Annotated in this window: 25 protein-coding genes; 10 read left to right on the forward strand and 15 right to left on the reverse strand. The window is 68.2% G+C overall.

Features of this window, described 5'->3' with window-relative positions; translation table 11 throughout:
• Positions 1-809: 809 nt before the first annotated feature.
• Positions 810-1,382, reverse strand: a complete 573-nt coding sequence (locus AB0M95_RS37720; RefSeq protein WP_363775539.1) for a DUF1349 domain-containing protein — start codon at positions 1,380-1,382, stop codon at positions 810-812.
• A gap of 108 nt (positions 1,383-1,490) precedes the next feature.
• Here AB0M95_RS37720 and AB0M95_RS37725 point away from each other — a divergent pair, with 108 nt between their 5' ends.
• Positions 1,491-1,811, forward strand: a complete 321-nt coding sequence (locus AB0M95_RS37725; protein WP_358525244.1) for a co-chaperone GroES — start codon at positions 1,491-1,493, stop codon at positions 1,809-1,811.
• A gap of 54 nt (positions 1,812-1,865) precedes the next feature.
• On the opposite strand, the gene AB0M95_RS37730 is transcribed toward AB0M95_RS37725, so the two are convergent.
• Together AB0M95_RS37730 and AB0M95_RS37735 are read right to left on the reverse strand one after the other, a co-directional pair.
• Complete coding sequence (locus AB0M95_RS37730) at positions 1,866-2,699, reverse strand: alpha/beta fold hydrolase (RefSeq protein ID WP_363775542.1); 834 nt, start codon at positions 2,697-2,699, stop codon at positions 1,866-1,868.
• Between the two features lie 206 nt (positions 2,700-2,905).
• Positions 2,906-4,105, reverse strand: a complete 1,200-nt coding sequence (locus AB0M95_RS37735) for a helix-turn-helix domain-containing protein (protein WP_363775545.1) — start codon at positions 4,103-4,105, stop codon at positions 2,906-2,908.
• A gap of 276 nt (positions 4,106-4,381) precedes the next feature.
• Between AB0M95_RS37735 and AB0M95_RS37740 the strand changes: the two genes are divergently transcribed.
• Positions 4,382-4,528, forward strand: a complete 147-nt coding sequence (locus tag AB0M95_RS37740; protein ID WP_363775548.1) for a hypothetical protein — start codon at positions 4,382-4,384, stop codon at positions 4,526-4,528.
• A gap of 46 nt (positions 4,529-4,574) precedes the next feature.
• On the opposite strand, the gene AB0M95_RS37745 is transcribed toward AB0M95_RS37740, so the two are convergent.
• Positions 4,575-4,994, reverse strand: a complete 420-nt coding sequence (locus tag AB0M95_RS37745) for a TIGR02611 family protein (protein ID WP_358525240.1) — start codon at positions 4,992-4,994, stop codon at positions 4,575-4,577.
• 302 nt (positions 4,995-5,296) lie between these two features.
• Between AB0M95_RS37745 and AB0M95_RS37750 the strand changes: the two genes are divergently transcribed.
• Together AB0M95_RS37750 and AB0M95_RS37755 are read left to right on the forward strand one after the other, a co-directional pair.
• Positions 5,297-5,455, forward strand: coding sequence for a hypothetical protein (locus AB0M95_RS37750; RefSeq protein WP_363775551.1), 159 nt, complete (start codon positions 5,297-5,299; stop codon positions 5,453-5,455).
• Positions 5,456-5,533: 78 nt separating this feature from the next.
• On the forward strand, positions 5,534-6,634 hold the full coding sequence (locus AB0M95_RS37755; RefSeq protein ID WP_363775554.1) for a hypothetical protein: 1,101 nt from the start codon (positions 5,534-5,536) through the stop codon (positions 6,632-6,634).
• Between the two features lie 75 nt (positions 6,635-6,709).
• Here the strand turns inward: AB0M95_RS37755 and AB0M95_RS37760 are convergent, their stop codons facing one another.
• Positions 6,710-9,577 carry a cellulose binding domain-containing protein gene (locus AB0M95_RS37760; protein WP_363775597.1) on the reverse strand — a complete coding sequence of 956 codons (2,868 nt, stop codon included), beginning with the start codon at positions 9,575-9,577 and terminating at the stop codon, positions 6,710-6,712.
• Positions 9,578-10,067: 490 nt separating this feature from the next.
• Here AB0M95_RS37760 and AB0M95_RS37765 point away from each other — a divergent pair, with 490 nt between their 5' ends.
• Positions 10,068-10,550: a hypothetical protein gene (locus AB0M95_RS37765; RefSeq protein WP_363775557.1), complete on the forward strand. Its 483-nt coding sequence runs from the start codon at positions 10,068-10,070 to the stop codon at positions 10,548-10,550.
• A gap of 242 nt (positions 10,551-10,792) precedes the next feature.
• The gene (locus AB0M95_RS37770) at positions 10,793-12,328 is read left to right on the forward strand and encodes a glycosyl hydrolase family 18 protein (protein ID WP_363775560.1); all 1,536 of its coding nucleotides are present in this window, start codon (positions 10,793-10,795) and stop codon (positions 12,326-12,328) included.
• A gap of 61 nt (positions 12,329-12,389) precedes the next feature.
• Here AB0M95_RS37770 and AB0M95_RS37775 read toward each other — a convergent pair whose 3' ends face one another.
• The 4 genes from AB0M95_RS37775 to AB0M95_RS37790 are packed head-to-tail and all read right to left on the reverse strand — an operon-like array spanning position 12,390 to position 16,864.
• Entirely contained in the window at positions 12,390-13,601 is a 1,212-nt protein-coding gene (locus tag AB0M95_RS37775; protein WP_363775563.1) for a cytochrome P450, read from the reverse strand.
• Between the two features lie 41 nt (positions 13,602-13,642).
• The gene (locus AB0M95_RS37780; RefSeq protein WP_363775566.1) at positions 13,643-14,095 is read right to left on the reverse strand and encodes a flavodoxin domain-containing protein; all 453 of its coding nucleotides are present in this window, start codon (positions 14,093-14,095) and stop codon (positions 13,643-13,645) included.
• Position 14,096: 1 nt separating this feature from the next.
• On the reverse strand, positions 14,097-15,437 hold the full coding sequence (locus AB0M95_RS37785; RefSeq protein ID WP_363775569.1) for an FAD-dependent oxidoreductase: 1,341 nt from the start codon (positions 15,435-15,437) through the stop codon (positions 14,097-14,099).
• A complete protein-coding gene (locus tag AB0M95_RS37790; protein ID WP_363775571.1) occupies positions 15,437-16,864 on the reverse strand; it encodes an APC family permease in 1,428 nt (475 codons plus the stop codon). The genes AB0M95_RS37785 and AB0M95_RS37790 overlap by 1 nt, the downstream gene beginning before the upstream one ends.
• Positions 16,865-17,002: 138 nt before the next feature.
• On the opposite strand from AB0M95_RS37790, the gene AB0M95_RS37795 reads away from it, so the two are divergent.
• Together AB0M95_RS37795 and AB0M95_RS37800 are read left to right on the forward strand one after the other, a co-directional pair.
• The gene (locus AB0M95_RS37795; RefSeq protein WP_363775572.1) at positions 17,003-18,601 is read left to right on the forward strand and encodes a helix-turn-helix domain-containing protein; all 1,599 of its coding nucleotides are present in this window, start codon (positions 17,003-17,005) and stop codon (positions 18,599-18,601) included.
• Between the two features lie 132 nt (positions 18,602-18,733).
• Complete coding sequence (locus tag AB0M95_RS37800) at positions 18,734-19,375, forward strand: TetR/AcrR family transcriptional regulator (RefSeq protein ID WP_363775575.1); 642 nt, start codon at positions 18,734-18,736, stop codon at positions 19,373-19,375.
• 162 nt (positions 19,376-19,537) lie between these two features.
• Here AB0M95_RS37800 and AB0M95_RS37805 read toward each other — a convergent pair whose 3' ends face one another.
• Positions 19,538-19,849, reverse strand: a complete 312-nt coding sequence (locus tag AB0M95_RS37805; RefSeq protein WP_363775578.1) for a hypothetical protein — start codon at positions 19,847-19,849, stop codon at positions 19,538-19,540.
• Between the two features lie 254 nt (positions 19,850-20,103).
• Here AB0M95_RS37805 and AB0M95_RS37810 point away from each other — a divergent pair, with 254 nt between their 5' ends.
• Both AB0M95_RS37810 and AB0M95_RS37815 read left to right on the forward strand, forming a co-directional pair.
• Positions 20,104-20,961 carry a helix-turn-helix transcriptional regulator gene (locus AB0M95_RS37810; RefSeq protein ID WP_363775581.1) on the forward strand — a complete coding sequence of 286 codons (858 nt, stop codon included), beginning with the start codon at positions 20,104-20,106 and terminating at the stop codon, positions 20,959-20,961.
• Complete coding sequence (locus tag AB0M95_RS37815; protein WP_363775583.1) at positions 20,958-21,182, forward strand: DUF397 domain-containing protein; 225 nt, start codon at positions 20,958-20,960, stop codon at positions 21,180-21,182. Before AB0M95_RS37810 ends, AB0M95_RS37815 begins: the two co-directional genes overlap by 4 nt.
• A gap of 922 nt (positions 21,183-22,104) precedes the next feature.
• Here the strand turns inward: AB0M95_RS37815 and AB0M95_RS37820 are convergent.
• From AB0M95_RS37820 to AB0M95_RS37840, 5 genes are all read right to left on the reverse strand, one after another.
• Complete coding sequence (locus AB0M95_RS37820; RefSeq protein ID WP_363775600.1) at positions 22,105-22,710, reverse strand: PIG-L family deacetylase; 606 nt, start codon at positions 22,708-22,710, stop codon at positions 22,105-22,107.
• A gap of 2 nt (positions 22,711-22,712) precedes the next feature.
• Positions 22,713-23,585: a 5'-3' exonuclease H3TH domain-containing protein gene (locus AB0M95_RS37825; RefSeq protein ID WP_363775586.1), complete on the reverse strand. Its 873-nt coding sequence runs from the start codon at positions 23,583-23,585 to the stop codon at positions 22,713-22,715.
• Entirely contained in the window at positions 23,585-24,721 is a 1,137-nt protein-coding gene (locus AB0M95_RS37830; RefSeq protein WP_363775589.1) for a glycosyltransferase family 4 protein, read from the reverse strand. The genes AB0M95_RS37825 and AB0M95_RS37830 overlap by 1 nt, the downstream gene beginning before the upstream one ends.
• Positions 24,718-25,275 (reverse strand): phosphoribosyltransferase family protein, encoded by a 558-nt coding sequence (locus AB0M95_RS37835; RefSeq protein WP_363775591.1) that lies wholly within the window; start codon positions 25,273-25,275, stop codon positions 24,718-24,720. The genes AB0M95_RS37830 and AB0M95_RS37835 overlap by 4 nt, the downstream gene beginning before the upstream one ends.
• Positions 25,272-26,244 (reverse strand): radical SAM protein (locus tag AB0M95_RS37840; RefSeq protein ID WP_363775594.1); only part of this gene is annotated, 973 nt, incomplete at its 5' end. The genes AB0M95_RS37840 and AB0M95_RS37835, both read right to left, overlap by 4 nt.

Here is a 26,244-nt window from a genome sequence, read left to right on the forward strand (position 1 = left end):
GAACCTGCGCCTGGAACCTTTCGGCACGTTCCCATCTCCTTCGGACTGTTACCACCCTATCGGGCGGTATGTCCGGAATCTCTGGGGCACCTCAGACCCTCACCCCGCCCCCAGGTGAAGAACCATGTCCCCTTACGGGCCAGCGCCAAGACCCGGAGCGGCTGAGTCGCGCGAGGCACCAGGAGAACCGGTTCCTGCTTGAGCGGCAGATCAACCAGCGCGCGAACACGCAACTTGTTGCAGACCCCACGCCAGCCGCACCAGGTGGAGATACTGCTCCTGTCCCATCGTCCGCGTCCGCCGACCGCTCTCAGGACTTGTCCCCGCCCGAGTGGGTCTAGAGTTGCCCAATAGATCGCACCTCCTACGTGCGGTCAAGACCCGTCAAGCACGTGACAGCGGCTTGGCGGGTCGTCTTTTGGCTCCCTCCGAATGGTGCGCCCACTCCGAGAGGTTTGTAAACTGTTCCAGCGGAACTGTTCCGGAAATCTAGGTTCCAGACCGCGCTATTTCTCCACACTGAAGCACATTCTCAGAGATAGCTAGCTTGCCGCCCAGGAAGTAGTCGGTGATGCGCGCCAGGTTGGGGCGACCGGTGTTCAGACCCGCTGGCCCCCGAGGGGTCTCGTCGGTCATGTCAACTCCTTGGCCGCGCGCGAGCCCGAATGCACTGCGGTTCGGTACCTGGCGTCGGGCGTTCGCGGAAACCGTCAAGACCGACGACTACGCCCATGTTACGGCTGCGACGCCACGCGCCACTCCACCGAAACACCATAATTCACAGCAATAAGAGGGTACAGACGGACAAACTATGACGAAACGCTAATGTTGGTGAACCTGACCTCGAACCCGTTCCCCTGGGGCGCCGCGCACATGACGCCGGCGAGAGCGGGCACCCCCGGAGGGAAGTACGCGAGCCTGAGCATGGTGACCGGCTCCGCACCGTCCAGGCCGTACCGCACGGTCACCGTGTCGCCCTCGCGCGCCAGGTCCACCGTGATCGTCTCGGCGGGGCCGAGGGCCGGGGCGACCGACCAGTCCGAGACGTCGCGGGTCACCACCGCGCTGACGTTGAGCTGCCCGTCGACGTACTCGACGCCCGCCTTGATCCAGTTCTTCTCGTCGATCCGGATCATCGCGCCGGCCTGGTCGTACTGCGCGGCCCAGGGCGCCCGGAAGGTCGTGGTGACGCGCGCGTCGCCGGTCACGGTCGTGCCGAAAAGATGCGCGGTGTCGTAGGTGAACCCGTAGTGCGTCACCCGCCACAGGTCCGTGCGGGCGTCGGCGGTCACGACGAGGTCGTCCTCCTCCGTCCCGAGCGTCCCCGCCGACCACTTCGCAGGTTCGTTGATCCACCGCCATCCGGTGAAGTCCTGGGTCATGTTCGCCTCCTGCGCAAAACCATACCGATCTCCCACATACGGGACGCTGTCGCCGGGCGGGGCGGTCCAGGGGTCACTGTTCACGCCCCGGCCGAATAAGCTTCAGACGTGGCTGACCCGAAGTTCGAGATCCAGATGCTCCACGATCGCGTCATGGTCAAGGTCGAGCCTGACCACGAGGAACGCCGCAGCTCTGCGGGCATCGTCATCCCCGCGACCGTCACCATGGCCAACCGGCTCGTCTGGGGCGAGGTGTGCGGCGTGGGAGCCAACGCGCGCCTGGTCAAGGTGGGCGACAAGGTGCTGTTCAACTCCGAGGACCAGTACGAGGTCGAGGTCCACGGCCAGGTCTACCTCGTCATGCGCGAGCGCGACCTGCACGCCGTCGCCACCCCGCAGTCCGAGCAGGGCACCGGCCTGTACCTATAGAACGCGGGTGCGCCGCGTTCCCCGGCGACGCCGCCCGGGAACGCGGCGCGCGGGTCAGCCGAGCGGGAAGAGGCAGTTGATCGCCCCGCGCGGGGCGTCGAGCTCGTCCAGGACGAGCCGCTGCACCACCGGGTCGATGGTCACGCCCAGATGGGCACTGAGGTCCAGCGGGCACACGCTCTGCAGCAGGATGTTCTTCACCCCGGCCCCGCTGAGGAACGACGAGGTGTACGGCGTGACGACCTCGTCGTAGCGCGTGGCGATCACCGTCTGGGCCACGCCCGCGACGCCCTCGCCGCCGGAGTTCAGCGCCGTCAGGAAGTCCGACCCGGCGATCTGCTGCCCGCAGGCCGGGCAGGCGGCGACGACGGGCCCGGTGAGGCCGAGCAGGTCCCCCAGCGCGACCAGGCCGCTGAGCGACGTCCCGTGGTTGGACGGCGTGATGCCGATCAGCTTGCGCACCTTGGCGGCGCCGCCGAGAAACTTCAGATAGTAGCGCGGCATCATCCCGCCCTGGGAGTGGCCGACGATGTCCACCTCGGCCGCGCCCGTGGCCAAGAGCACCCGGTCGACGAACGCCGAGAGCTGCCCGGCGGACCGCGCGATGTCCCCGGTGCCCTGGACGACGGCGCCGGGCGTGCCGCCGTAGTTGAGCGCGAAGACGCAGTAGCCGCGGCGCTTCAGCCCGGGCGACATGCTCGGCCAGTTCAGCGCCATGTTGGCGAACGTCCCGTGGACAAGGACCACCGGACGCGGGTGCGCGGCCGAGGGTGCGCAGGTCCAGTCGTTCGCCCCCTGAGGAGAGGTCTCGGCGCGTGCTGTGCCGGTGAACATCGAGCTCAGCAACACGGCCCCGGCCAGCACCGAGACGGCGACGCGTAAACGCATACCCTGCCCGCCTTTCCAGCGATTAAAAGCGAGTTTCCGCCGAATGTCAGGAAAGTTAAGCGGGAAAGTGCGCGAATAGCTTGTCACCACCGGCGAAAGGCGCCGCGGAGTATGTCACCGAAATGACAAAACAGAGTCAGGGCATGCCGGAAGGAACTCACCTGCGCCCCGGCCGGCCGCACGGCCGTGCACACATCGGCGGTTTCTCAGCGCCGCTCGGCCCGTGAGGCCAGCGCCCGGGCGCGGAGCGCTATTTCCAGCTCGAAACGGTCGTCGGGCGACCTCAACTGGTCGCCGAAAAGCTCCGTCGCCTGCCGCAGCCGGTAACGGACCGTCTGCGGATGGACGTGCAGCCGCGCGGCGACCTCGTTGGCGTTGTAGCCGCACTGCAACCACGCCAGCAGCGTCTCGGCGATGCGGTCGCGCTGGGCCGGGCGCAGGTGGCGCAGCGGCGCCAGGCGCACCCGCCGCAGGACGCGGACCAGCGCCTCGTCCCTGAAGATGATCAGCGTGGACAGGTGGTCGGCGCAGCGGATCGGCCCTTGGGACGCCAGCACCCCGCGCCGGGCCAGCGCGAGCGCCTCACGGGCGAACCGCAGCGACTGCGCCGCCTCGTACGCGGGAACAGAAGGGCCGACCGCGACCACCCACTCGCGCAGCGCCGCGTCCAGAAGGCCCGCCCGGCCGGGGCCGTCCGGGTCGGGCAGCACGAGGTACGGCTGCGCGCGGTCGAGATCGGCCAGCACGTCCGGCGGCAGCGCGGGACGCGCGCCCGCGCCCGGCGCGCGGACGGCCAGGGCCACCCCCGCGACCGTCCTCGGCACCGGCCACCGCACCGCCCTCGCCAGGTCCTCGACAGCGCGCGGGTCGGCGGGCGGGTCGCTCACGAGCAGGTCCAGAAGCCGGCGGCGGCTCAGCTCCAACTCCCCCGCCACCCTGATCTGCGCCTCGGCGTACCCCTCGGCCGCCGCGGCGGCGATCTCGTCCAGGTACACCAGGATCGCCTCGCCGACCTCGCACACCCGCCGCCGCGACAGGTTCAGCCGCTCGGACTCCAGCGCGAGCCGGCGCCAGGCCACCCGGGCGCAGATGCGCAGCGCCGCCTGCAACGAGTCCAGCGGACGGCCCTCGGCGGCCTCGCCCTTGCCGATGGCGCGGTAGACCTCCAGCAGCCGCCCCTTGCCGGCGCCGTCGTCGGCCACCCGGACCACGAACTGCCGGAGCGCCTCCTCCACCGCGCGCCGCACGGCCTTGACGTACTCCTCGTCCCCCGGCCGCGAATACTCGGGCACACCGGCCCGGATCTCGCCGATCATCTCCTCGGTGAGCTCTCCGAGGTGCTCGCGCACGACGTCGGCGAACTCCCGCGGCACATGCGACAGCGCCGGGGCCACCGCCCCGCTCACGCGCACCCCGCGACGCCGGTCACGCGCGCCTCGCGATCCCGCTCGCGCGCGCCCGGAGGCCGCCGCTCATGCGTACCTTGCCATGCCGCTCACGCGTGCCTCTCGATGGCGCTCACCTGATGCACCTCTGGTCCGGTGAGAAGGTCCCGCGGCCGGAGGTGACTCCGGCCACGGCGACATTCTTCACGGCTCAGATCACATTTCCCGCTGACTTCCTGTGCACCCAGGTGACAATCCAGTACCTCCGCGAACCCCTGTGTCGCCGAGGAGAATCTCGTGAGGGTTTACCCCGGAACGAGCAGATGGCGCGCCGCCTTCAAGACCGATCCGGTGACCACTCGGCGCGCACTGCGCAGCGCCCAGGCTCGACACATGCCACACGCCGACGACATCGCCCGCGTCCTGGACACCCGAATGCTCTGAGTAAGCCGCCGACCTCGGCGATCACACCCGGTAGCCCGTCACCGGGTCAGAGGAAAAGGTCGCGGGCCTCTTGCAGGAGGTCGATGCCCACGGTGAGTTTGACCATGAACCAGACCAGGACGGCCGCGGCGGCGAGGGTGACGGCGCCGACCAGGATGCGGACCGGCCAGTTCTGGCGTTTGAGCCAGTCGGTCCAGGCCGAGAGGGTCTTCTTGGCGAACTCCAGCAGGCGGTGGGCCCAGGCGAACTCGGTGGCGAGGACGGCGAGCCCGGCGAAGACGATCAGCCAGCCGGGGCCGGGGAGCGGGACGAGGAGCAGGCCGCCGATGACCAGCGCGGCACCGACCACGCCGATGACGATCTTCAGCGTCAACCGGCCCGTGCGGGTCGCGCGCACCCCGTCCAGCCAGCTCGTGACGCCCGCACGCTCTTCGGCGTCGCCGCGCCTCTCGTCGGTGACGGCCACCGGCACCCCCCGTACTCACATCGTGTCGCGGTCCAGACTATGTCGCCGTCCCGGACGCCCGAGCGCGCCGCTGGGGAGACGCACGGCGGCGGGCGGCTGACCTGCGGCCTGACCGCTGTCCGGAATCCCGGCAAGGTTGGGTCTTCTCAAGGACCGGCGGCCGGGTTATCAAAAGCGCAAGTGGACGTGTGAGGGCGGCGCTCCATCCATGATCACCTGATGCCGGGGCCCTGGCATCGCGGAGCTTCGGGCGTGGATGGAGGACGCGTGCGTCGCTAACGGAACGTCATCCTGCGGCCGGTTTGCATCGTGCCAAAACTCGCGGCCGGGCTCCTCCCGGCCACCTCGCCCTGGCGGTCGTCCCCGGCCAGCGGGGTTTCGCCTACGTAGACGTCGCCTGGGGCGCGATCGACTACGACCCAGTGCTCCCGAACACCGTCCAGGACACGTCGGTCTTCTGACGGCGACGGCTCCCGGCCACATCAGCCGTCTCGTCCGAGCCCGATGAACCCGACCCCGCCACCTCGATGGAGAACGACATGCGCCAGTTACGAACGGTATTACTCAAATTCCTCTGCGTCGCCGCCATGCTCGCCGCGGGACTCACCGCCGCGGGCACGAGCGCCCACGCCGCGACGCCCAACCGCTGGGGGTTCGCCGTCGTGGACGTCACCTCCGGTGTCCCGGACCTCAACCACCAGGCGGGGAGCTGGCCGGTCGGCCCCACCGTCACGGTGACCCCCGGCGGCGTGGGGCAGGTGTTCGTCAGGTTCCCGGCCATCGGGATCCCCACCGGCGGGGTCGTGCACGTCACGGCGATCACCGACACGGCCCAGTGGTGCCAGGTCCAGAAGTGGAGCATGTCGGGCGCCGATGAGATCGTGGCCGTGCAGTGCTACAGGTATGGCGGCATCCCCCAGTTCGCCCCGTTCTCCATCGTCTTCTCCGAGAGCACCGGCCCGCTGCCCGCTCCCAAGGCGTTCGGTTACGTGCACTGGAAGCCCGCCGGCGGCGGCATCGGCTCGCAGTACAACTCCTCCGGAGCCGCGAACGTGGTGACGCCGCTCAGCCTCGGCACGTGGACCGTGCGCCTGCCGGGGCTCGGGTCGTCGGGCCTGGCGGGCAACATCCAGGTCACCTCGGTCGACCCGGCCAACCCGGCCCGATGCAAGGCGAGCGACTGGACGCCGAGCCCCGCCGAGCAGAAGCTGGTCGTCCGCTGCCACAACGCCACGAACGCCCCGTTCAACACCGGCTGGAACCTCACCTACCAGTATGAACGGGCGATCACGGGCGCCGGGATCCCGCCGAAGAACTTCGGCTACACCTTCGACAACGTGCCGGCCAACCCCGGGCCGTACATGCCGGTGCCGCCTGCGGTGAACTACAACTCGCAGCCGCCCTTCACCAACGACATCCTGGGCGCCGGGACCGGCCTGCGCCTGGTCACCTTCCACGGCATCGGCGTGCTGCAGGACGACGTCCAGGTCACCGCGTACGGGACGGGGCCGGAGTACTGCAACCTGCTCACCACGTGGGGGACGTTCGGCGGCGACGCCGTCGTGCGCGACGTCGCCTGCTACAACGCCACGACGCGGGTCAACCAGCCCTCTTTCGTGACGTACGTGTCCGCCTTCTGACGCAGGCGCTCCGGTCACCCTCCTGACCGGTGGGGGCCCGGCGCCGTACGCGGCGCCGGGCCCGCCGTACTCAGGTCAGCCCGCCGTGCAGGTCACCGCAGGCACCGGGTTGGTGGAGGTCCAGGTTCCACTGAACCCGAACGAGGTCGACGCTTCCGCGGCCAGGGCGCCGTTGTAGGAGGCGTTCTCCACCGTGACGTCGGCCCCGGACGTGGTGAGGACGCCGCTCCAGAGCTGGGTCACCGTCTGACCGGCCGTGAAGGTCCACTTCACCGTCCAACCGGTGATCGCCGAGGTGCCGGTGTTCTTGACGGACACGTCACCCTGGAAGCCGCCCGGCCAGGAGTTCGTCACCGTGTAGGTCGCCGAGCACCCGCCTCCGGGGCCTCCACCACCGGAGGTCGTGGTGAAGGTGACGGGCGTGGACGCCACCGAGGAGTTACCGGCCGCGTCACGCGCCACCACATAGAACGTGTACGAGGTCGACGCGGACAACCCCGTCAACGCGAACGACGTACCCGCAGCCGACCCCACCAGCACATCAGTGGCGCCCGCCTCCCGATACACGTCATACCCCGTCACCCCCACGTTGTCCGTCGAAGCCGCCCACGTCAGCGTCGCCCCCGAAGAAGTGATCGCCGAAGCCGTGGGCGTACCCGGCTTGGAGGGCGGCGTGGTGTCGGGTGTGCCGCCGCCGGTGCGGTCGCCGTAGATGACGCCGCGGCCGTTGGTGCCGATGTACACGCGGCCGTAGACGCGCGGGTCGCCGGTCAGCGCCTCGCCGAAGTTGCCGTACCGGTGCTGGTCGTCGTTGATCCGCACCCAGGTGGCGCCGGTGTCGTCCGACCGGTAGACACCGTGCACCCCGTCGATCCGCCCGATCAGGTAGAGGGCCTGGTAGGTCTTCCCGGGGGCGGCCTTCCCGAAGCCGATGTTGTTCGCCTCGGTCACGCCGGCGACCTTGGTGAACGAGGCCCCGGAGTCGGTGGAGTGCCACAGGCCCGTGGTGCCGCCGGCGAGCCAGATGTCGCCCTCTGCCCCGGGCAGCGCCTTGAAGCGCGCGCCGCCGGCGGGCAGGCCGGTGGCCGCGGTCCTGGTGAAGGTGGCGCCGCCGTTGGTGCTGATGTAGAAGCCGCCACCGGAGTAGGCGTAGAACTTGTTCTTGTTGACCCGGTCGGACTCGACGACGGCGTTCGCCGGGACGCCGGACGCCTGGGTCCACGTGTTGCCGTAGCCTACCGAGTAGACGACCGGCTGGCCGGCGTCGCCGGGGGCCCAGACGAACCGGCTGCCGTCGGCGGCGGCCGCGACCGTGCCGCCGCTGTTGACGCCGCCCGGCTCGCTGCCCTGGAACCAGTTGCCGCCGCCGTCGGTGGAGAAGGCCACATGGCTGTCGTTCGGGCGGTCGGAGTCGGTGAAGCTGCCCGCCCTGACCATGACCGCGGGGTTGGTCTCGGCGTAGTCGAGGCTGGTCGTGCTGGTGAATACGGGCTGGGTGAACATCTTCGCCGGGACCTTGGTCAGGTCGTCGTGCCGGAACCCGCCGATGTCACCGAGGCCGCTGATCAGCGGCGCGCCGGTCGGCGGGCTGATCAGGTCGAGGACGGCGGTCTCCTCCAATCCGATGATCATGGGCTTGATGGTGAACTGCCCGCCGGTGTCCCACTTGGTGAGGTCGGTGGTGCCGTAGATGGTGGCGCCGGTGCCGTACATCATGCGGTTGGAGTCGAACGGGTCGATCTCCATGGACTCGGTCATCCAGCCCAGCTTGGGCGTGACCTCCGGCGGGGAGGGGTTGGTGCCGAAGGTCAGCCACGGCGTGGCGGTGATGTCCATCTTGTAGCGGAACGAGCGGTTGGGGTAGCTGGTGAAGTCCCACACGCGCGTCCACGTGGCGCCGGAGTCGGTGCTGCGGAAGAAGATCACGTCCGGCCACCAGGAGACCTGGGTGGCGACCATCAGCGTGCCGGGGTGCTGGCGGTCTACGGTGAGGCCGCTGTACCCGAAGTAGTCGTCGGCGCTGCTCGACGGGATCGGGCTGACCTGGGTCCAAGCGCCGGTCGCGGTCGCGTACCGCCACACGTCGCCCTTGCCGCCGTCGTACGGGCCGCCGGTGTCGCTGGTGGCGATGAACAGGTAGCCGTTGGTCGTGTCCAGCACGCCCTTGTGTGCGATGTAGCCGGTGGGCTGCCCGGCCACGCGCTCCCAGCTCGTCCCGCCGTTGGTGGTGCGGTAGACGGTGTTGGCCTTGTCCGCGACGCCGACGTAGATGGTCTGCGTGGCGTTGCCCGCGGTGCCGGTGCGCTTGTCGAACGTCACCCACACCACGCCCTGGTTGTCACCGAGGTACGGGTCCCCGGGGCTCTGGACGTAGTTGCCGACGTTGGGGAAGTTCGCGACCTTCGCCCAGGTGACGCCGAAGTCGGTGCTGCGCCACAGGCCGTTGCCGCTCGGCGCGCCGAAGTACAGGATGCTGTTCCTGTTCGGGTCGATCGCGAGCCGCTCCCCCATGCCGCGGCCGGGCATGTTGCCGCCGAGTTTGAACGGCAGCGCGGTCTTCTGCCAGGTCGCGCCCTTGTCCGATGAGCGAAGGATCGCGCCGTTGTTCGGGTCCCACGAGTTGGTGTACATCCCGGCGGCCACGTATACCCGGTTCGGGTCCACCGCGTCGGTCGCGATGCCGGCGACGCCGTTGAGGCCCCAGTCGTCGTACCCGACCCAGTCGAGCAGCGGGGTCCAGGTCTGCGTGGCCTGGTTCCAGCGGTAGGCGCCGCCGATGTCGGTGCGGGCGTAGATGAGGTCCTTCTGCGTCTGGTTGAAGACGATGCCGGGGACGAACCCGCCGCCGCCGATCTGGGCGTTGCGATAGGTGTACGGCTCGGACGCGGCGGCCGTCCCCGGCGGGGCCTTGAGACCCACCAGGAACGACGCGGCCAGCGCCATCACGAGCGTGACGAGGAGCTTCCTGCGCATGAACGGTTCCCTTCGAATTTCTTCGAACGCGGCACGACCGCCATGCACGATCAGGTGGGACCCCGACCGTCGACCTCCCGGAGTGCATGGTGAAACGAGGACCCGAGAGCCCCCGCCGGAGGTTCACACACGGGCACCAGGGCGTCAACCGGCCGCCGGACGGGCTTCCGGAGATCCGCAGGTCATCGCCCGCACGGCCCGGAAACAGCAGGTGAAACCATGAAACTTACGGGTAACGGAGGTTCGTGCCAGAGCTGTCCGGCCGCATCATCGGCGGCGTCCTCGTGGAAGGCGAGCCCCAGGCCCTCGTAGAATTCACGGCATTCGTCCGCTCTCGGGCTGTAGATGACGAGCAGCGAGGCGCGGGCGCCGGCGTCCCGTCCTTGCGGTTGTGACGACATGCCGAGAATCCTAGAAACGCACCCGCCCCGGACACGAGGGCGCGGCGGAGGGAGCGGGCATGATGACACGGCGTCCCGACCGGACCTCGATGTGGGCCGCCGGTGTCGTGACCCTCGGTCTCCTGGGCGGCGCCTGCGACGCCGGTGGACCCCCAACCGACGAGGCGACCGTGGCGTGCGACGACGGCATCCGCGTGGCGAAGGATCTCCCGCGGGATCTCGTGGATCTCGGGGTCACGCGAGCCGTGGGCGAGGCGGACATATGGTTCATCGCGCCGGACGAGCCCACGTGGGGTGGCTCGGTCGTGCGGTCCGGTGACGGCTTTTACGTCAAGCGCCCGTTGTGGACGTCCAGCGCCAAGCCGCCGTCGGTCACCGTGGTCGCGTCCGGATCGGGCGCGACGGGCGAGGCGACCCTCAGCCCCACGTCGGAGGGCCTGCCGGGTCCGCTGCCGATGGGCGTCCACTTCCCCTCGCGCGGATGCTGGACGGTGACGGCCACGTCCGAGAAGGGGCGGGCCGAGATCGTCGTCAAGGTCTGAGGCCGCCGCGGTTTCGACCCCCTCCCGGCCAGGTTCGAGCGCAGTGTCCCCTTTTTGGGCCTTGTGACGGATCGTCCTCAGGGCTACGATCGCGACAACTCTTAGGAAACTTTCTTAAAAGAAAGTGCACTCCTCCGGCCGTGACCTCCTCGAGGGCCCGCGGTCCAGGGCGGCCACCGCCCCGCCGCGCCGACGATGCCCGGCGACCTCCCGCGCCCGGGCGACAGAAGGGTTGTCCCCCCATGAAGCGAACCCCCCGCCTGGTGGCGCTGGCAGTATCGCTACTGCTGGCGACCGTAGGAGTCCTCCTCACACAGACATCGGCTCAGGCGGCCAACCTGCTCGCGAACCCGGGCTTCGAGTCCGGCACGCTCTCCCCCTGGACGTGCACGGGCGGGCTCGGCTCGGTCGTCAGCTCCCCGGTCCGCTCCGGCACCAAGGCGCTCTCGGGCGCGGCGAGCGCCTCCGACAACGCCCAGTGCACCCAGACCGTCACCGTCCAGCCCAGCACCGCGTACACCCTCACCGCCTGGGTCCGCGGTAGCTACGTGTACCTCGGCGTCAACGGCGGCGGCTCCACCTGGACCTCGTCCGATTCCGCGTTCACGCAGCTCACCGTCCCCTTCACCACTGCCGCGGGCCAGACCTCCGCGGTCGTCTACCTGCACGGCTGGTACGGGCAGGGCACGTACTACGCCGACGACGTGAGCTTCGACGGCCCCGGCACTCCCCCGTCGCCGACGCCCACCCCCACGGTGACGCCCACCCCGACGCCGACCCCCACGGTCACGCCGACTCCCACCCCGACCCCGACGGGCGGGAACACGTGCGCGGTGAAGTCGCGGCCGACGGGCAAGGTCCTGCAGGGCTACTGGGAGAACTGGGACGGCGCCTCGAACGGCGTCCACCCGCCGCTCGGCTGGATCCCCATCACCGACGCCCGCATCAAGCAGCACGGCTATAACGTGATCAACGCGGCGTTCCCCGTCATCCGCTCCGACGGCACGGTCCTGTGGGAAGACGGCATGGACTCCACCGTCAAGGTGGCCACCCCCGCCGAGATGTGCGCCGCCAAGGCCGAGGGAGCCACGATCCTGATGTCCATCGGCGGAGCCACCGCCGGTATCGACCTCAGCTCCAGCACCGTCGCCGACCGCTTCGTCGCGACCATCGTGCCGATCCTCAAGCGGTACAACTTCGACGGCATCGACATCGACATCGAGACCGGGCTGACCGGCAGCGGCAACATCAACCAGCTCTCCGCGTCCCAGTCCAACCTCATCCGCATCATCGACGGCGTGCTCGCCCAGATGCCGTCCAACTTCGGCCTCACCATGGCCCCCGAGACGGCGTACGTCACCGGCGGCAGCGTCACCTATGGCTCGATCTGGGGCTCGTACCTGCCCATCATCAAGAAGTACGCCGACAACGGCCGCCTGTGGTGGCTGAACATGCAGTACTACAACGGGAGCATGTACGGCTGCTCGGGCGACTCCTACTCGGCGGGCACCGTCCAGGGCTTCACCGCGCAGACCACCTGCCTGAACAACGGCCTGGTCATCCAGGGCACCACGATCCGCGTCCCCTATGACAAGCAGGTCCCCGGCCTGCCCGCCCAGCTCGGCGCCGGCGGCGGGTACATGCCCCCGCCCCTGGTCAGCCAGAGCTGGAACGCCTTCAACGGCCAGCTCAAGGGCCTGATGGACTGGTCCATCAACTGGGACGGCTCGAGAAACTGGACCTTCGGCGACAACGTCAAGAGCCTCCAGGGCCGCTGACCGCACCCACCCGTGAAGGCCACTCCCGAGTTCATCGGGAGTGGCCTTCCCCGTCGATCTGTCAGGAGAGCCGGACCGGCAACTTGTCGAAGGCGACCAGCCGGTCGGTGCGAACCTCGCGCGGCTCACCGGCGAGCTCCACTGAGCTGTATCGGTCGGCGATGAGCGCGAGGATCACACTGGTCTCCGCGCGAGCCAGCAGCTGGCCGGCGCAGGCGTGGGCGCCCAGCCCGAAAGTCAGGTTCCGGCTCGCGTCCGGCGGGCGGTTGTAGTCGAAGTCGTTCGGGTTCTCGAACACCGCCGGGTCCCGGTTCGCAGCACCGATCGGGTACTTGATGCACGACCCGGCAGGGATGTGCACTCCCTGGATCTCGATGTCCTCGTTCGGGAACCGCGTGATGATGAGCTCCACCGGGTTCAGCCGCGCGAGCTCGTTGATGAAGGCATCCCGGATCTCCGGCTTGTCACGGAAGTCCCGCATCAGGCCCGGACGCTCCGCGAAGAGCTTGAACCCTGCCCCGATGAGGTACGCGGGGTTCGGGCCACCCGACATGTACAGCAGCACCGTCGTCTCAAGCACCTCGCGCCAGGTCAGCTCGCCGCGCTTGTGCGCCGCGAGCAGTTCGTCGACGAGCCCGTTGCCCGGCTCGTCCGCTGCCTGCTTCTCGCGCACGTACTTCTCGGTCTCGGCGAACATGAAGTTCATCCCGGCGAGCGACTTGGCATGGATGCCCTCACCCGGCGCAGTGGCGTTGATGAGCATCGCGTCCCACAGCGCCCAGAACATCCCCTCGACATCACCCACCGGCATGTCGAGGATGCGGCACATCGTCAGGTGCGTCGGCATCACACCCAGGTCGAAGTGCGCGTCCACCACCTGACCGGGAGCGAGCTTGTCGAGCGCCTCGACGGTGTGGTCGTGCGTCAGTCGCGCCCAGGTGCCGATCATCTTCGGCGTGAGCCAACGATTCGTCAGCCGCCGCATCCGGGTGTGCTCCGGCGCGTCCTTGGACAGCACCGTGTTGTCGAACGCGGTCCACGGGTGCGTCGGCGCATTCGGCTCGCGGAACGACTCCGGCTCCGCGATCCGCATGCACGGCAGCTTCGCGTTGTGCATGGTGTCCGCGTGGTTCAGCACCACATAGGTGTTCTCCGTCGTCTGATGTACAGGCGCGATCGCACGCGCCCGCTCGTACGCCGGGTATGGATCAGCCCGGAATCCCGCGTCGTTCCACGGGAACAGGGCCGAGGACTCGTCGATGGTCAGGCTCATCTCAGGTCACTCCTTCAAGTCAGGTCAGGCCGAACGCCAGGTCAGGCGGGCATCAGGGTCAGGAGGTCGCGGGCCCACGCCTCAGCGAGGTCCGTGGCCGGGGTCGTCGAGGCGGCGTCGTGCTTGGCCGTCGTCCCGATCTGCTCCGCACCGAGCTCCAGGAGCGCCGCACGGATGGTCTCGATGGCGTTGTTGAACGTCTCGTAGATGCTGTCGCCGAGCCCGAACGCCGCGAACCGCAGGCCGGTCAGGTCAGGGCGCTCCGCCATGAGCGCGTCGTAGAACGGCGCCGCCGTCTCCGGCAGCCCACCCTCCCCGTAGGTGGAGGACACGAAAACCGCGATCTCCATCGCGGCAAGGTCCGGCACCTCGACGTCGGTCAGCTCCGCGATCACGGTCTCGAAGCCCTGGTCGCCGAATGCGGCGGCGATGTCGTCGGCGACCATCTCCGCGTTGCCCGACTCGGTCCCGAACAGCACATGTACAACGGTCATTTCAGTTCTCCTGTGTTGCCGTGGCCGCGGTCGTGGCCGGCGAGCTGGAAGCCGGGGCATCCGAACCCTCCGCCGCAGCGGCAAGGAGGTCGTCCCTGGTCGTGAACTTCGTCCGGCACCTGTCGGGCCGGGCACGTCGAATCTCGGCGTCGTCGATGCGCTTCCACCCGTCGATCGACACAGCCGAGGCCGGCAGGCGCTCGCGCAGCCCGGCCGGCCCCGCACGCTCCTGCGGCTCCTGGGCACGAAGGGTCTCGAGGATGTCCTTCGCCGCCGCCGCCGCGAGCTTCCGGTTCTCCGCCAGATTCCCCAGGCGGCCCGTCGCCGGCCCACCCACCCGGAACACGTTCGGCGCCTCAACGCCACCGAACCGATCCCGATGCGCGGCGGACGCGCCGAATCCGAGGGCCGTGATGACCGTGTCAGCGTCCAGGTGGTCGACCAGGCCGGCGTCGGCCGCGTGACGCGTCGTCACCCGAACCCGGCCTTCGTGCCGCCGAATGGAGACCGGGACCCGCCGGAACCGCACGTTCACCGTTGTCCGAGGAGACACCGCCTCCTCACCCGGCAGCGGGGTGCCGTCGACGCTCAGGTGCACTCCGGCGACCTCGGCGAGTTCCTTCACCATCGACGCGTCCCACTTCGCCAGGTGCGCCTCGCAGCGGCCTAGGATGTGGATGATCTTCACGGGGTTCGGAGCCACCATGCGCAGCGCGTCGTCATCGACGTCGGAGGCGATGAAGTCCAGGTCGGATTTCGACAGCAGCCGCGCGACATCCACTGCCACGTTCCCCGTACCGAGGATGACCACCTCATCACCGAGGGACTCCAGTCCGACCTGACCTCGGAGACGTGCGTCCGGGTCCGAGTTCAAGAACCGGATCAGCTCACCTGCGCCGATGATCCGCGCGTCCGGGTCCTGGTACACGGCCAACGGCTTGTCGGCACCTAGGCCGGTCGCGAGCACGACCGCGTGGAAGTTCTCCAGTAGCTCCTCCAGACTGATGTCGGTCCCAATGGAGACGTTCCCGACGAAATCCACGCCTGGCTGACCAAAGAGCCGCTCGAACTGCCGCGACACCGCCTTCGCGCCCTGGTGGTCCGGAGCTATGCCGTAGCGGACCAGCCCGAACGGCGTCGGGAGCGAGTCGAAGACCGTGACCTCGACATCGGACTGACCCTTGCGAAGCGCCTGCGCCGTGTAGCAGCCAGTAGGGCCGGCACCGACGACCGCGACTTGGAACGGAAGCCCGGCGCCGACGGCGTCGGCCGATCCGTTCGGCGCTGTCTGTGCCCGTGTTCTCATGCCTATCTCGGTTGTCACAGAGCGGGGGAAGGCCATCACAACTCCTGGCGGCCGATGCGCTGGTACACCTCGGGACGCCGATCACGCAGGACCCGCGCGACGACCATCCCGATGACGAACAGCGCGAAGGTGAAGACCAGGCAGAACGAGGTGACGAACCCGGAGCCGCCGAGCAGGTCGGAGTAGTTGATGACCGCCAGCACGGCGACCACACCGATCCCAACGGCCGCCAGGACCGGCGCGACCGTGGTCTTCCACGCGGACTGGTTCGTCGGATTGCGCCGGAGATAGGCGAAGACCGCGATGCCGGCCGCGAACAGCAAGAGCAGAACCGCGAACGAACCGATGCCCGAGGCCCGGGCGTAAAGGACGTTCGGGTCGCTGCCCAGCGCCACGAAGATGCCGATGCCGATGGCCCACAGAGCGCCGATGAGTGACGCGGCGACGTGGGGAGAGCCGTGCCGAGCGTGAACCTTGCCCATCGGAGCCGGCACCACGCCGTCGGTACCCAGCGAGTACAGGTAGCGAGCCGCGACGTTGTGAATGGACAGCATCGACGCGAGAATCGACGTCATCAGCAGGACGGTGACGATGTCGACGAAGGTCCTGCCGACCAGGTCGGTCAGCGCATCGCCGAACATGCCACCCAGGTTCGCCTTCGCGTCGCCCTGGACCTTGGCAGCGCCGGCGTACGTGACGTACGCCCACGCGGCGATGGCGTAGAAGACGCCGATGCCCGCGACGGCCAGGTAGGTGGCCCGGGGGATGGTCTTCTCCGGGTCCTTGACCTCCTCGCGGAAGATGACCGTGGCCTCGAACCCGAAGAAGTTGCCGACGACGAACAGCAACGCGAGACCGATGTTGGAGTCGGTGACCCACGGAAGGCTCAGCGAAGCGCCACCGGCACCAGCGGGAGACCCCTTCAGGAACGACACCACGTCGAAGATGATGACGATGAGGACCTCGAGCACCATGACCGCGGTCAGAACCTTGGCCGACAGGTCGATGCGCCTGTAGGCCAGCGCGGTGGTAGCCGCGACGATGGCCAGCGCGTACCAACCCCAGGCGATGTGCGGCCCGTTCAGGTTGTTCTGCACATAGCTCTGGACGGTGATGGCGAAGAACGGCGGAGCGAAGAACCCGATGATGGCGTAGCCGAAAGTCGCCAGGAACGCGCCGCCCAGGCCGGCGGGACGGCCCAGTCCCTGGGTGACGAAGGCGTAGAAGCCTCCGGGGTTCGGAACGATGCGGCCCATCGCGGTGAAACCGACGGAGAAGATCACGAGGATCACCGTCGCCACGATGTAGATCGCGGGCCCCGTGTTGCCGCTGAACATGAGGAGCACCGGGACGAATCCGGCGACCGTGGTCAGCGGCGCGGAGAACGCGAGCACGCTCATCACGAGTTCGCCGACGCCCATGTTGCCCTGCAGGCGCCGCGGCCGGTCCGCGACTTCTACCATCTGCCTTTCACCACCTACGGTGGGGGCCTCTTCGTAAGCTTTCTCGGTAGCGGTGTCGCCAGCAGAGGGGTACGTCCGGAGGTCGCGTCCTCCTGGAGGCGCTCGAAGTTGGCGGGGGTCGACCCGTCTTCGGACTCGATGACGTACCAACCGGTGGGCGTCGGCGCGAACCACTTGCTCCTGCAGGCGGCGACTCCGGTTGTGGACTGGTTGACCGGCCAACTCGCCGAGGGAATGGCAGTTGTGCTGGCCAACGCCGAATCCCGCGTTCTCGGGCGGCGAGCCGGTGGCACATCGATCTCAAGACGTCTCGACGAGCTCAACTGCAACCCGGGGTTCAGCTTTGCCGAAGAGCACGTCGGAACGAACGCCTTGGGTTGTGTGAAGGAATCCCCTGCTCCGGTCACGGTGTTGGGTTCGGAGCACTACCGCGAAGTCTTCTCCGACATGACCGGCATGGCTGTCGCTCTGCGTCATCCGATCCATCGGTGGATGGTCGGCGCGCTTTCTGTCACCTGCCGTGTCGAAGACACGAACGAGCTGATGATGCCGATCCTGTTGTCAGCGGCTCGCGAGATCCAGTCGAGGATGTATGCCGCTGTGTCGATGCGAGAACGCGAACTCCTCGAAGAGTTCCTGAAGGTATCAAAGCGCACGTCCGCTGCCGTGGTGGCGCTGAATCAGGACTTCATCATCACCAACACCGCGGCTTCCACGATTCTGAACCCGGCAGACCACACGGTTCTATGGCAGTGGGCCGCCGATGCGGTGCCACGCGATGGGGAGTACTCCGGCGAAGTGCATCTCAGCGATGGGGAACTCGTGAGAGCCCGTGTCCGGGCTGTCGGGGGGGCGGGGGGTGGGTCGTCCGCCGGTGTGCTTGTCGAGCTGCGACAGGCCGGCGCTGAGGAGCGGACACGCACTGTTCCAGGTGCTTCCTTCCGTGACGGTGTTCCACTCCCTGGCCGCAGCGCGGCGTGGAAGCGTGCGCTGGAAGAATTGGAGGCCGCCGAACGGTCCGAAGCGGACGTCCTCGTGACCGGCGAAGCCGGGGTGGGGAAGTTCCGCGCGGCCTTCCAAATCTGCCGCGGCAATCCGTCAGTGGTGGACGCAGCACTGGCCTCAGTCGAAGCGAACTGGTTCGAGCGCCTGCACACCGCGTTGAGCGGTAAAGCGCCGGTGGTCCTGCGCCACGTCGATCGCATTCCTGCGGCACTCACCGGCCCCGTGGCAGCACTCCTAGAGGCTCCGAAACCAGCCCGGATCATCGGAACCTGCACTGATGTGTCCGGCACGCGGTTGGCTGACTTCTTCGACGCACGTGTCGAACTACCGCCACTGCGAAATCGTCTTGAGGACATTGCGGACATCGCACCCGCACTGCTGCGTGGCACGCGGGGTCGGTCGGCCCCGCGCCTGCAAACACCTGCCTTGCAAGCGCTGATGGCGCAGCAGTGGCCGGGGAACGTGCGTGAGCTGGGGTCAGTGCTGAAGAGCGCCCGTGTCCGCGCGATGGGCAGCGACATCGCTCTGACTCACCTGCCCAGCGAGTATCGAGCGGCTCCGACGACGCGGACACTTCTTGGCCTCAAGAAGACGGAGCGAGATGCCATTCTCGACGCGCTCGCAGAGGCGGCCAGCAACAAGCATCTGGCGGCAGAGCGGCTGGGGATCGCGCGCTCGACTCTCTATCGGAAGATGCGCGCACTAGGTATCGACCCCAAACGCCGCGGATAGCAACGCATACGACCCATCGCCGCTCGATCGGCTCTTACTAAGGTAAGATCCGCAGGCGACGTGCGCCGCGAACATGCGCGCTCGACACAACCGGGAGTCCGAGCGAGCACCGCGGTCAGGAGGGAACAACCGGTGGGGACGGAGCGCTGGCGTAGCGCGGTCGAAGATTTCGAGGGTCACCTCAAGGAGCTCGACTGGACCCACCAAACGCCGTCACGGCGCGCCATCCTGGAGGCGTTCCTCCAGCTGGCCACCGAGCACGGTTTCAACTCCGTCTCGATGCGCATGATCGCCAAAGAAATGGCCATCAAGGCTCCCAGCTTGTACGCCCATTTCCCGGAGGGACGCGACGAGATCGTCGCCGAGTCCCTCCGGTGGCACTTCTATCTGTTCGCGACGGCACTTCTCGACGAGCTGCGCGACGTCTCCGACCCCAAGGACGGGTGGCACCGAATGGTCCACCTCACCCGGCAGGTCCAGCTACCCGAGAGCAATCTGTGGGACCTGCTGGTCGCGACCGACCAGTTTGTGCACTTCCTTCCCCCTGCTTTGCGCGAGGAGCTCGACGCCTGGGTGGACCTGTACGAAGCGCTCTACCGCGCGGCCGCCCAAGACATGGGATACGGCCCGTCGGTCCAGCAGGTCAAGCTCGTGATGACGGTTCTGGAGGGCGCGAACCGCTGGGTGATGTGGGACGGCAGGCCGAAGTCCCTGACCGCAAGCGTCCAGATGGCGAACACGGCGACCCTGGCCCTCCTCGAACTCGTGCGCTAGTGTCCTGCGCCTGAAATTCGCCGGCAACATCGTGCGAGGGATTCGAGGATCTCCTCTGCGGTCTTCCTCCACACTCATGTTCCGCAGCGGGCACACACGCTGCCGTCCATCAGAGGAGTGGGAACACCGAGGCGGCTTACGTGCGTGCGAGGGGAGTGCTTTTTAAGGCTCGACGGTCCAGATCTCCGCGTCGGCTTCAAGTTCAAGCTGCGTGACCATCACGTCGCGAAGGATCGAGTGACCGGAGAAGTGCCGAAGCGACGGCACGACCACATGGTGCGCATCCGCTCGCTTCAACTCTTTGATCAGTTTGTGGAACGCACCGTGGTAGCCGGGCACGAACTCGTAGAAGATCGCGGCGAGGTGGAAGCCTTCGACCTCCGCGAAACCCGTGAGCTCAAGCTCCGTCCGGCGAATTTCTTCGTCGCCAGCATCATCACGTACACGCATATAGCCGTAGATCAGGGGCTTCACGGTCATCTCCATAAAGGGTGGGGTGACTGATGGATGGCTGGGCTCGCAACTCCCGAGTGTCCGAATTGGGAGGTTGGCCTGTTCAGTGAGCAATCGATGCAAAATATGCATCCAAACTGGACTCCTATTTTGGACTCCTAACGACGCGGCCCTCCTGTTTTGGAAGTCCATTTCGCTATCCTGTCTCGGACGCCCCTTGCGGCAGGCCAGGCATCACTCGCGACCAGTGCTGACCAGTGGAGGCTGATCGACCGATGACAACCCCGACCATCCAGCGCCGAAGGCTGGGCAATGCGCTGAAGCGTGCCCGTGACCAGGCGGGGAAGACACAGGATGAGGCTGCGGGCGTGATCGACGCCGCCGCAAGCAAGATCAGCCGCCTGGAGCTGGGGCAGAGCGGCATCAAGACGACCGATCTGAAGCTATTGCTCGACCTCTACGGCGTGACCGGCGAGGAAGCTGAGCGAATGCGGGACCTTGCCCGTGCCGGCCGCCAGCGTGGACGCTGGACCGGCTTCCGCAACGTCATCCCTGACTGGTTCCGCGCTTACGTCGACCTCGAAGCCGACGCCAGCGAGATCCGTTGGTACCAGCCCGAGGTCGTACCCGGCATCCTCCAGACTGAGGCGTACATCAAGGCGATGAACGCTACAGCGCGCCCTCGCATCACTGATGGCGAGGTAGACCGACAGGTCAAGGTACGTCTGGAGCGTCAAGCAATCCTGGATCAGCCGTACGCGCCCTCGCTCAGTTTCATTCTGAGCGAGTCAGCGCTGAGGAGGAACATCGGAGACGTGGCCACCATGCGTGGTCAGCTCACGCATCTGGCTCAGGTAGCCGAACGCCCCAACGTGGATCTGCAAGTGCTGCCATTCGACGCTCAAACCTACGAGGTCGCGTCATTCGGCTTCACCATCCTGCGGTTTGATCACGACGCGACATCTGATGTGGTCTACCTGGAGGATTACACCGATGCGACCTACCTTGACCGGCCCGATGCCGTACGGGCATACACTGCCCTGTGGAGCCGCCTGCAAGCAGCGGCGATGGGACAGGTTGAATCCCGCAACCTGATCGCTCGCATGACTGACGAGAAGAGAACGCCGTTATGATCCCCCCGGACTTCACCCGCGCGGTCTGGCGTAAAAGCCGTCACAGCGACGCCAACGGCGGCCAGTGCGTCGAAGTGGCGTTCCTCAATGGTGCCGTCGGCCTGCGTGACTCCAAGGACAACAGGCAGGGCCGCCTTCTCGTCTGCACACGTGCCGAGTGGGACGCCTTCGCCGAAGAGATTCGCAGGACGGCAGTCGTAGCGGAAAGCGACGCGACATGATGGCCCACACGGCTTGACCCAGGACGGCTTCAGGCTCAGTCACAAGCGGCTCAAGGTCGACGGCCTCGAAGGGCACGCGGGCTCCTTTGGTCATCGGGTGGTTGGGATGTGGGCGGGTTCGGCGCTCGGTATGGGGATATGAAGCTCGGCGCGCGGACGATGGCATCGATGAGGTCGACGACGCGTTGCGCGTTCCGCGCGCCACGCGGAACATCGTGGTTCGCGGGCTTCGCGGAGCGCGTTGGCGAGGTCGAGAACACCCAGGCCGCGGCTGGAGGGTCCAGTGATCGGGGCAAGAGGGAGGGTATTCCAGCTTCGGGCGCCGTAAGCGCGGTGCAGCACGTGACCGTCGTGGAAGTTCGGGTCGGGCAGGACAAGGGTGGCCTCGGCGCCGTGGATCTCCAGGTGCGGCGCTTGGGAGCCGACGGCGTCGAAGCTCGTGGTCAGCGTGACGGGTTTTTGGGGTGTCGGTGTCCAGCAGGGCGGCCACGTAGGTGGGTGCCTGCGCGGTGAACTGACGGCCGGCATGGGGCCCAGAGCGCACACGCCGGGCCGTCCGGGTGCGGGACGTGGCCGAGCGGACGTGCAGTGGACCGAGGAGGTAGTCGAGCGCGGTGAGGTAGCAGGGCCCCATATCCCACAGCGGCCCGGCGTGTTCGGAGTAGAAGGGCTCGGGAGTTGGATGCCATCGTTCGGGCCCGGTGCTGAACAGGGTGGCCGTGGCCGAGAGCATGTGGCCGACGAGACCCTGCTCCAGAGCCGCAGCCGCTGTCTGCAGGGCGGGCCCGATCGGGGTATCCGGGGCTACCCCGATGAGCGTGCCGGGTTGTTGCGCGAGCCGGAGCAGCACGGTCGTGTCGTCTGGATCGGTGGTGAAGGGCTTCTCGATCCCTTCGCATCAGAGGGTGCCGGAGCGAGCGGTTCAGAGGTGCGCGGCGGCCGGTAGGCGTCCCAGGATCGGCAGAGGGCGGAACGCCTCAGCGCGGGCTGTACCAATGCGCGCGCCCCACAGGGAGCTGAGGGTTTCGGCCATGGGGCCGAAGTGCTCGGTGATCGGCTGGGAACGGTGCTCGGCGAGCGCCCGCATCTTTTGTTCGAACGTGCCACTTATGTCGATGATCACCGAGGCGGTGACCGGCCCGTTCAGGGTGAGGGAGTTGTAGCTGTCGCAGGTGTAGAGCCTTCGGGGAGAGCTAGTTGCGATGTGCGCCTCGGGTAGGCCGGCGAGGACGGCCTCGGCTGCCGCGCGGTGGTCGGGGTGGACATCGTCGGTGGGGTGGGTGATGAGCACGTCCGGCCGGTGGCGGCGGATCAGGTCACCGACCGTGGCGGCGTCCAGGCGCGGGTGGAGTTCGACGTCGATGCCGAGGACCTTGGCGCCGGCCTGCGCCTCCGCATCGCGTATGGGGTCGTGTGCCTGGATGGCACCGACGACGGGTGCGTGCTGGGCGTGGAGGGCGAGGGTGCCGCCGGCCCACAGTTCGAGGTCGTCGGGGTGGGCCATGACGGCTAAGACGGATCCGGGCATGGTCACCACAGCCCCAGCTTCTCGATCACGTCCGCGGGCTTGGGGAGGGCGGGGCTCGCCTGGCCGGTGGCCTGCCACGCTACGGGGACGTCGCGCCGCATCCGGCTCAGGTCGCGCCAGCGCAGCACGTCCGTCCACGCCGCCTCGATCGCGGCGCCCTTGGTCCCCGTCAGACGGCCGCCGGCGCGCAGCTCGTCGAGGGTGAGACCGCCGGCCAGCAGATCGGCGGCGGTCTTGGCGCCGATGCCTTTGACGCCGGGCAGGTTGTCCGACTTGTCGCCCGTCAGGGCGCGGTAGTCGGGCCACTGGTCAGGAGCGACGCCGTAGCGCTCGTGGACCTCCGCGTCGGTGATGATCCGCTTGGACGCCTTGCGGGAGCGGTTGATGATGCGGACCCGTTCGCCGGCCAGGAGCTGATAGTAGTCCTGGTCGGCACTCATGATGCGGATCGTGCGGTCCGGGTAGCGGTGCACCAGCGTGCCCACGACGTCGTCGGCCTCGGCGTCGTCGATCTCCACCCAGGCGATCCCGTACGCGTCGAGGGACTCTTTCATCGGCGTGAGGAACTGGAGAGGCTCCAGTGCGGCCGGGGTGCTCTCGCGGTTGGCCTTGTAGCCGGCGTCGGTGTCTTTGCGCTCGGCGCTGCCGTGCTCGCCGTCGAGTACCACGCAGACCTCGGCGGGAGCCGTGTCCAGGTCGTCTCTCAGGGTCACCCGCAGCAGGGCGAAGAAGGCGAAGAGACCGGTCAGGTTCCGCTGCTTGTCCCGCGAGAAGATCGGGGCGGGGAAGCCGAAGTGGCCGCGCCACAGCACGTTGAAGCCGTCGACGAGGAACAGCGGGGCTGCCGAAGAAGGGGACGGGGCTACAGCACCCATCACGACACCGCCTTCAAAAAGAGTTGGGCGATTCGGTCGGGCCTGTAGTCCTGAGCCAGGTGGTACATGGCCTTTGAAGTTCGACCGTAGGCTACCGGATCGGCGAGGACGCCATCGACCGCATGGAGAAGCGTGTCGGGGCCCCGGCGGGGGTCGCCTGTCAACCGCCCGGAGTCAGCGGAGCCCTCCCTGAGGGCGGGCAGGTTACCGACCGGGTAGCCGGCGAAGGGCACGGCGGCGCTCATGGCCTCCAGAGCTACCAGGCCGAACGTCTCCCGCAGGGACGGAACGATCACCGCGGAGGCCGCGCCGAGCCAACCGGGCACCTCGCGCCAGGTCAGCTGCTGCTCGATCAGGGTGATGTTCGGCGCCGCGGAGGCGAGGACCCGGCACTGATCGAGGAGCTCGGACTGGGAACCGGTGGCTGTCTCGAAGCCGGCATGGGCGACGCTCACCTCCAGTCGGCGAGTCCAGTCGGCGGCGGCCGTCAGTAGCGGGACCAGGCCCTTCTCTTGGCCGAGCCGGGCGAGTACCCGGACGGGAGCGAACCGGCGCCGCTGGATCAGGTCCTCGTCCGGTAGGGCGGACGGCGGATACAGGAGCGCGTTGGGCACCACGCGCCATGTGTCCGCCGACCAGCCCGCTGCCCGGGCCTCGGCCCGGACCACCGGCGACGGGATGATCACCGCATCAATCCGAGCCAGCGCGGCGGGCGCGTCCTGCGGGTCGGGCAGGACGTGGGCGGCCAGCACCCGGCGGACGCCGTCGGGCAGGCCCCCGGCCAGGCGTCCCAGTCCCCACAGAGCGTCGGTGAACACGACGGTGTCGGCGCGGTGGCGGGCAATGATCTCGCGCAGCTGGGCCTGGAGCTTGTCCTCGGCCTGCTCGATCGCTTCGCGCAGGGCCCGGTCGTCGCACGGAAAGGCGACGGGCAGGTCGAGGGGTTCGACGGCCACGCCGTCGAGTCCGGGGCCCGGCCGCTGCGCGGCCGCGGTGGCGATGACGGCCCGGTGTCCGGCCGTGGCGAGTCCGACGGCGAGGGCAGCAGTCGCGCGTTCGATACCGGCCGGCGCGTCCATCTGCCAGGACGCGAGGACGAAGACGATGCCGCGGGCGGCGCTGGAGGCATCGGTCACGGCGTGAGGATCCTCTCGGGCAAGGTGAGCGGACGGGCATCGGCGTCGGGGTGGGGCTCCCAGGGGAAGACGACCCAGTCGTCGACGTCCCAGGCCCACCAGTCGGGGCGAGCGGGACTGCCGACGTTGCGGCACAGGGCCACGGTGTCCACGCGAGCGTCCGGTGCGAGCCGGTCGGCGAGCGCGTCGGTGACGGCGGCGAACGTGGCTCCCGTGCCGCAGATGTCGTCGACCAGGAGCACACGGCCGCCCAGGGCCTCGGGGAAACCGTCTGGGACGGTCACCGTCACCGTGCCTGTGGCCTGGACGTACAGCGCGTCGGAGCTGTTGTGTCGGGCGGTGATGTGGCAGGCGGGTACACCGAGCAGGGCTGCGATCTGCTGGGCGGGTGCCCTCCCGCCGTCCGCGATGCCGACCACCACAGCGATCGGCCCCGCGTGAGCGACAGCGGAGGCGAGAAGCTCGATCACGGGCCCGTACGTCGGCTCGGTGAGAAGGTACGGGCTGCGGTGGCGGAAGATCCGCTGCGCTCCAGGGGCCGGAGTGTGGGTCATGCCCAGGCCTCCGTCGGGAGTGGCAGGTGCAGGTCAGCCGCGGTCAGCAGGGGGCGCGTGGGCTGGATGCCGGTCGCGCCGTGCACGTTGCGGTACACCTGCCCGTCGGCGCGCACAACGGTGAACCCGTCGGCGAGTTCACGGGTCCGCAGCCGTACCCGCATCCCGCCCGACGCCTGGATCGACGCGACGTAGCGCTGCGCGTCGATGTCGCTGACCATCTCGGCCGCGGCAAGATTGGCACCGTCCCCGATCGGCAGCATCTGCAGGAAGGTCACGCCGACCGCTCCGAGCTCGGCGGCCAGGTCGACGACGGACTGGGCCCGGTGGACGGCGGACTGCATGAGGACGGCGTGCAGCTGTACTGGCAGGTCCGCGGCGACGGCGGCGCGGACGCCGGCCACGGCACGGTCGAAGCTGCCCACGCCTCGCCAGCGGTCGTGGGAGGCGGCGTCGGGTCCGTCGAAGCTGACCCGGACCGCATCCAGGACCAGCGCGAGTTCGACCGCACGGCGCTCAAGGTGCCAGCCATTGGTCGTGCAGCTGACCGCAGCCGCGCCGCTGCCGAGGATCTGCAGCAGCTGCGTAAGGTCTCGCAGGAGCAGCGGCTCCCCGCCGGAGATGTCGTTGCCGAGGGTCCCGCACCCGGCGAGGATGCCGGCGATGCGCTGACGCGCCGCGGCGTCCACGCTCGTCAGTGACTTGTCATCGAGGCACTGGGGGCAGGCCAGGTTGCAGCGGACGAGCGGGGACCAGCAGATGTTGAACGGCAGGTGGGTGCGCACCTGCCGTTGAGCGGCAGTGGGCCACGCGGCCACCTCCATGTCGTCCAGCAGCAGCCGTCCGGTGGACAGGCGGCGGCCGGGTATGTGGGTGTGAACGATCTCGTAATTGAGCAGGGGGACGCTCACGTAATTGAGCGGGTCCTGGTCTGAGTTCTGTTTTATCGCGTACTCGTCGTGCTGGGGT

Source organism: Sphaerisporangium sp. NPDC051017 (assembly GCF_040683095.1).
Lineage (GTDB): Bacteria > Actinomycetota > Actinomycetes > Streptosporangiales > Streptosporangiaceae > Sphaerisporangium.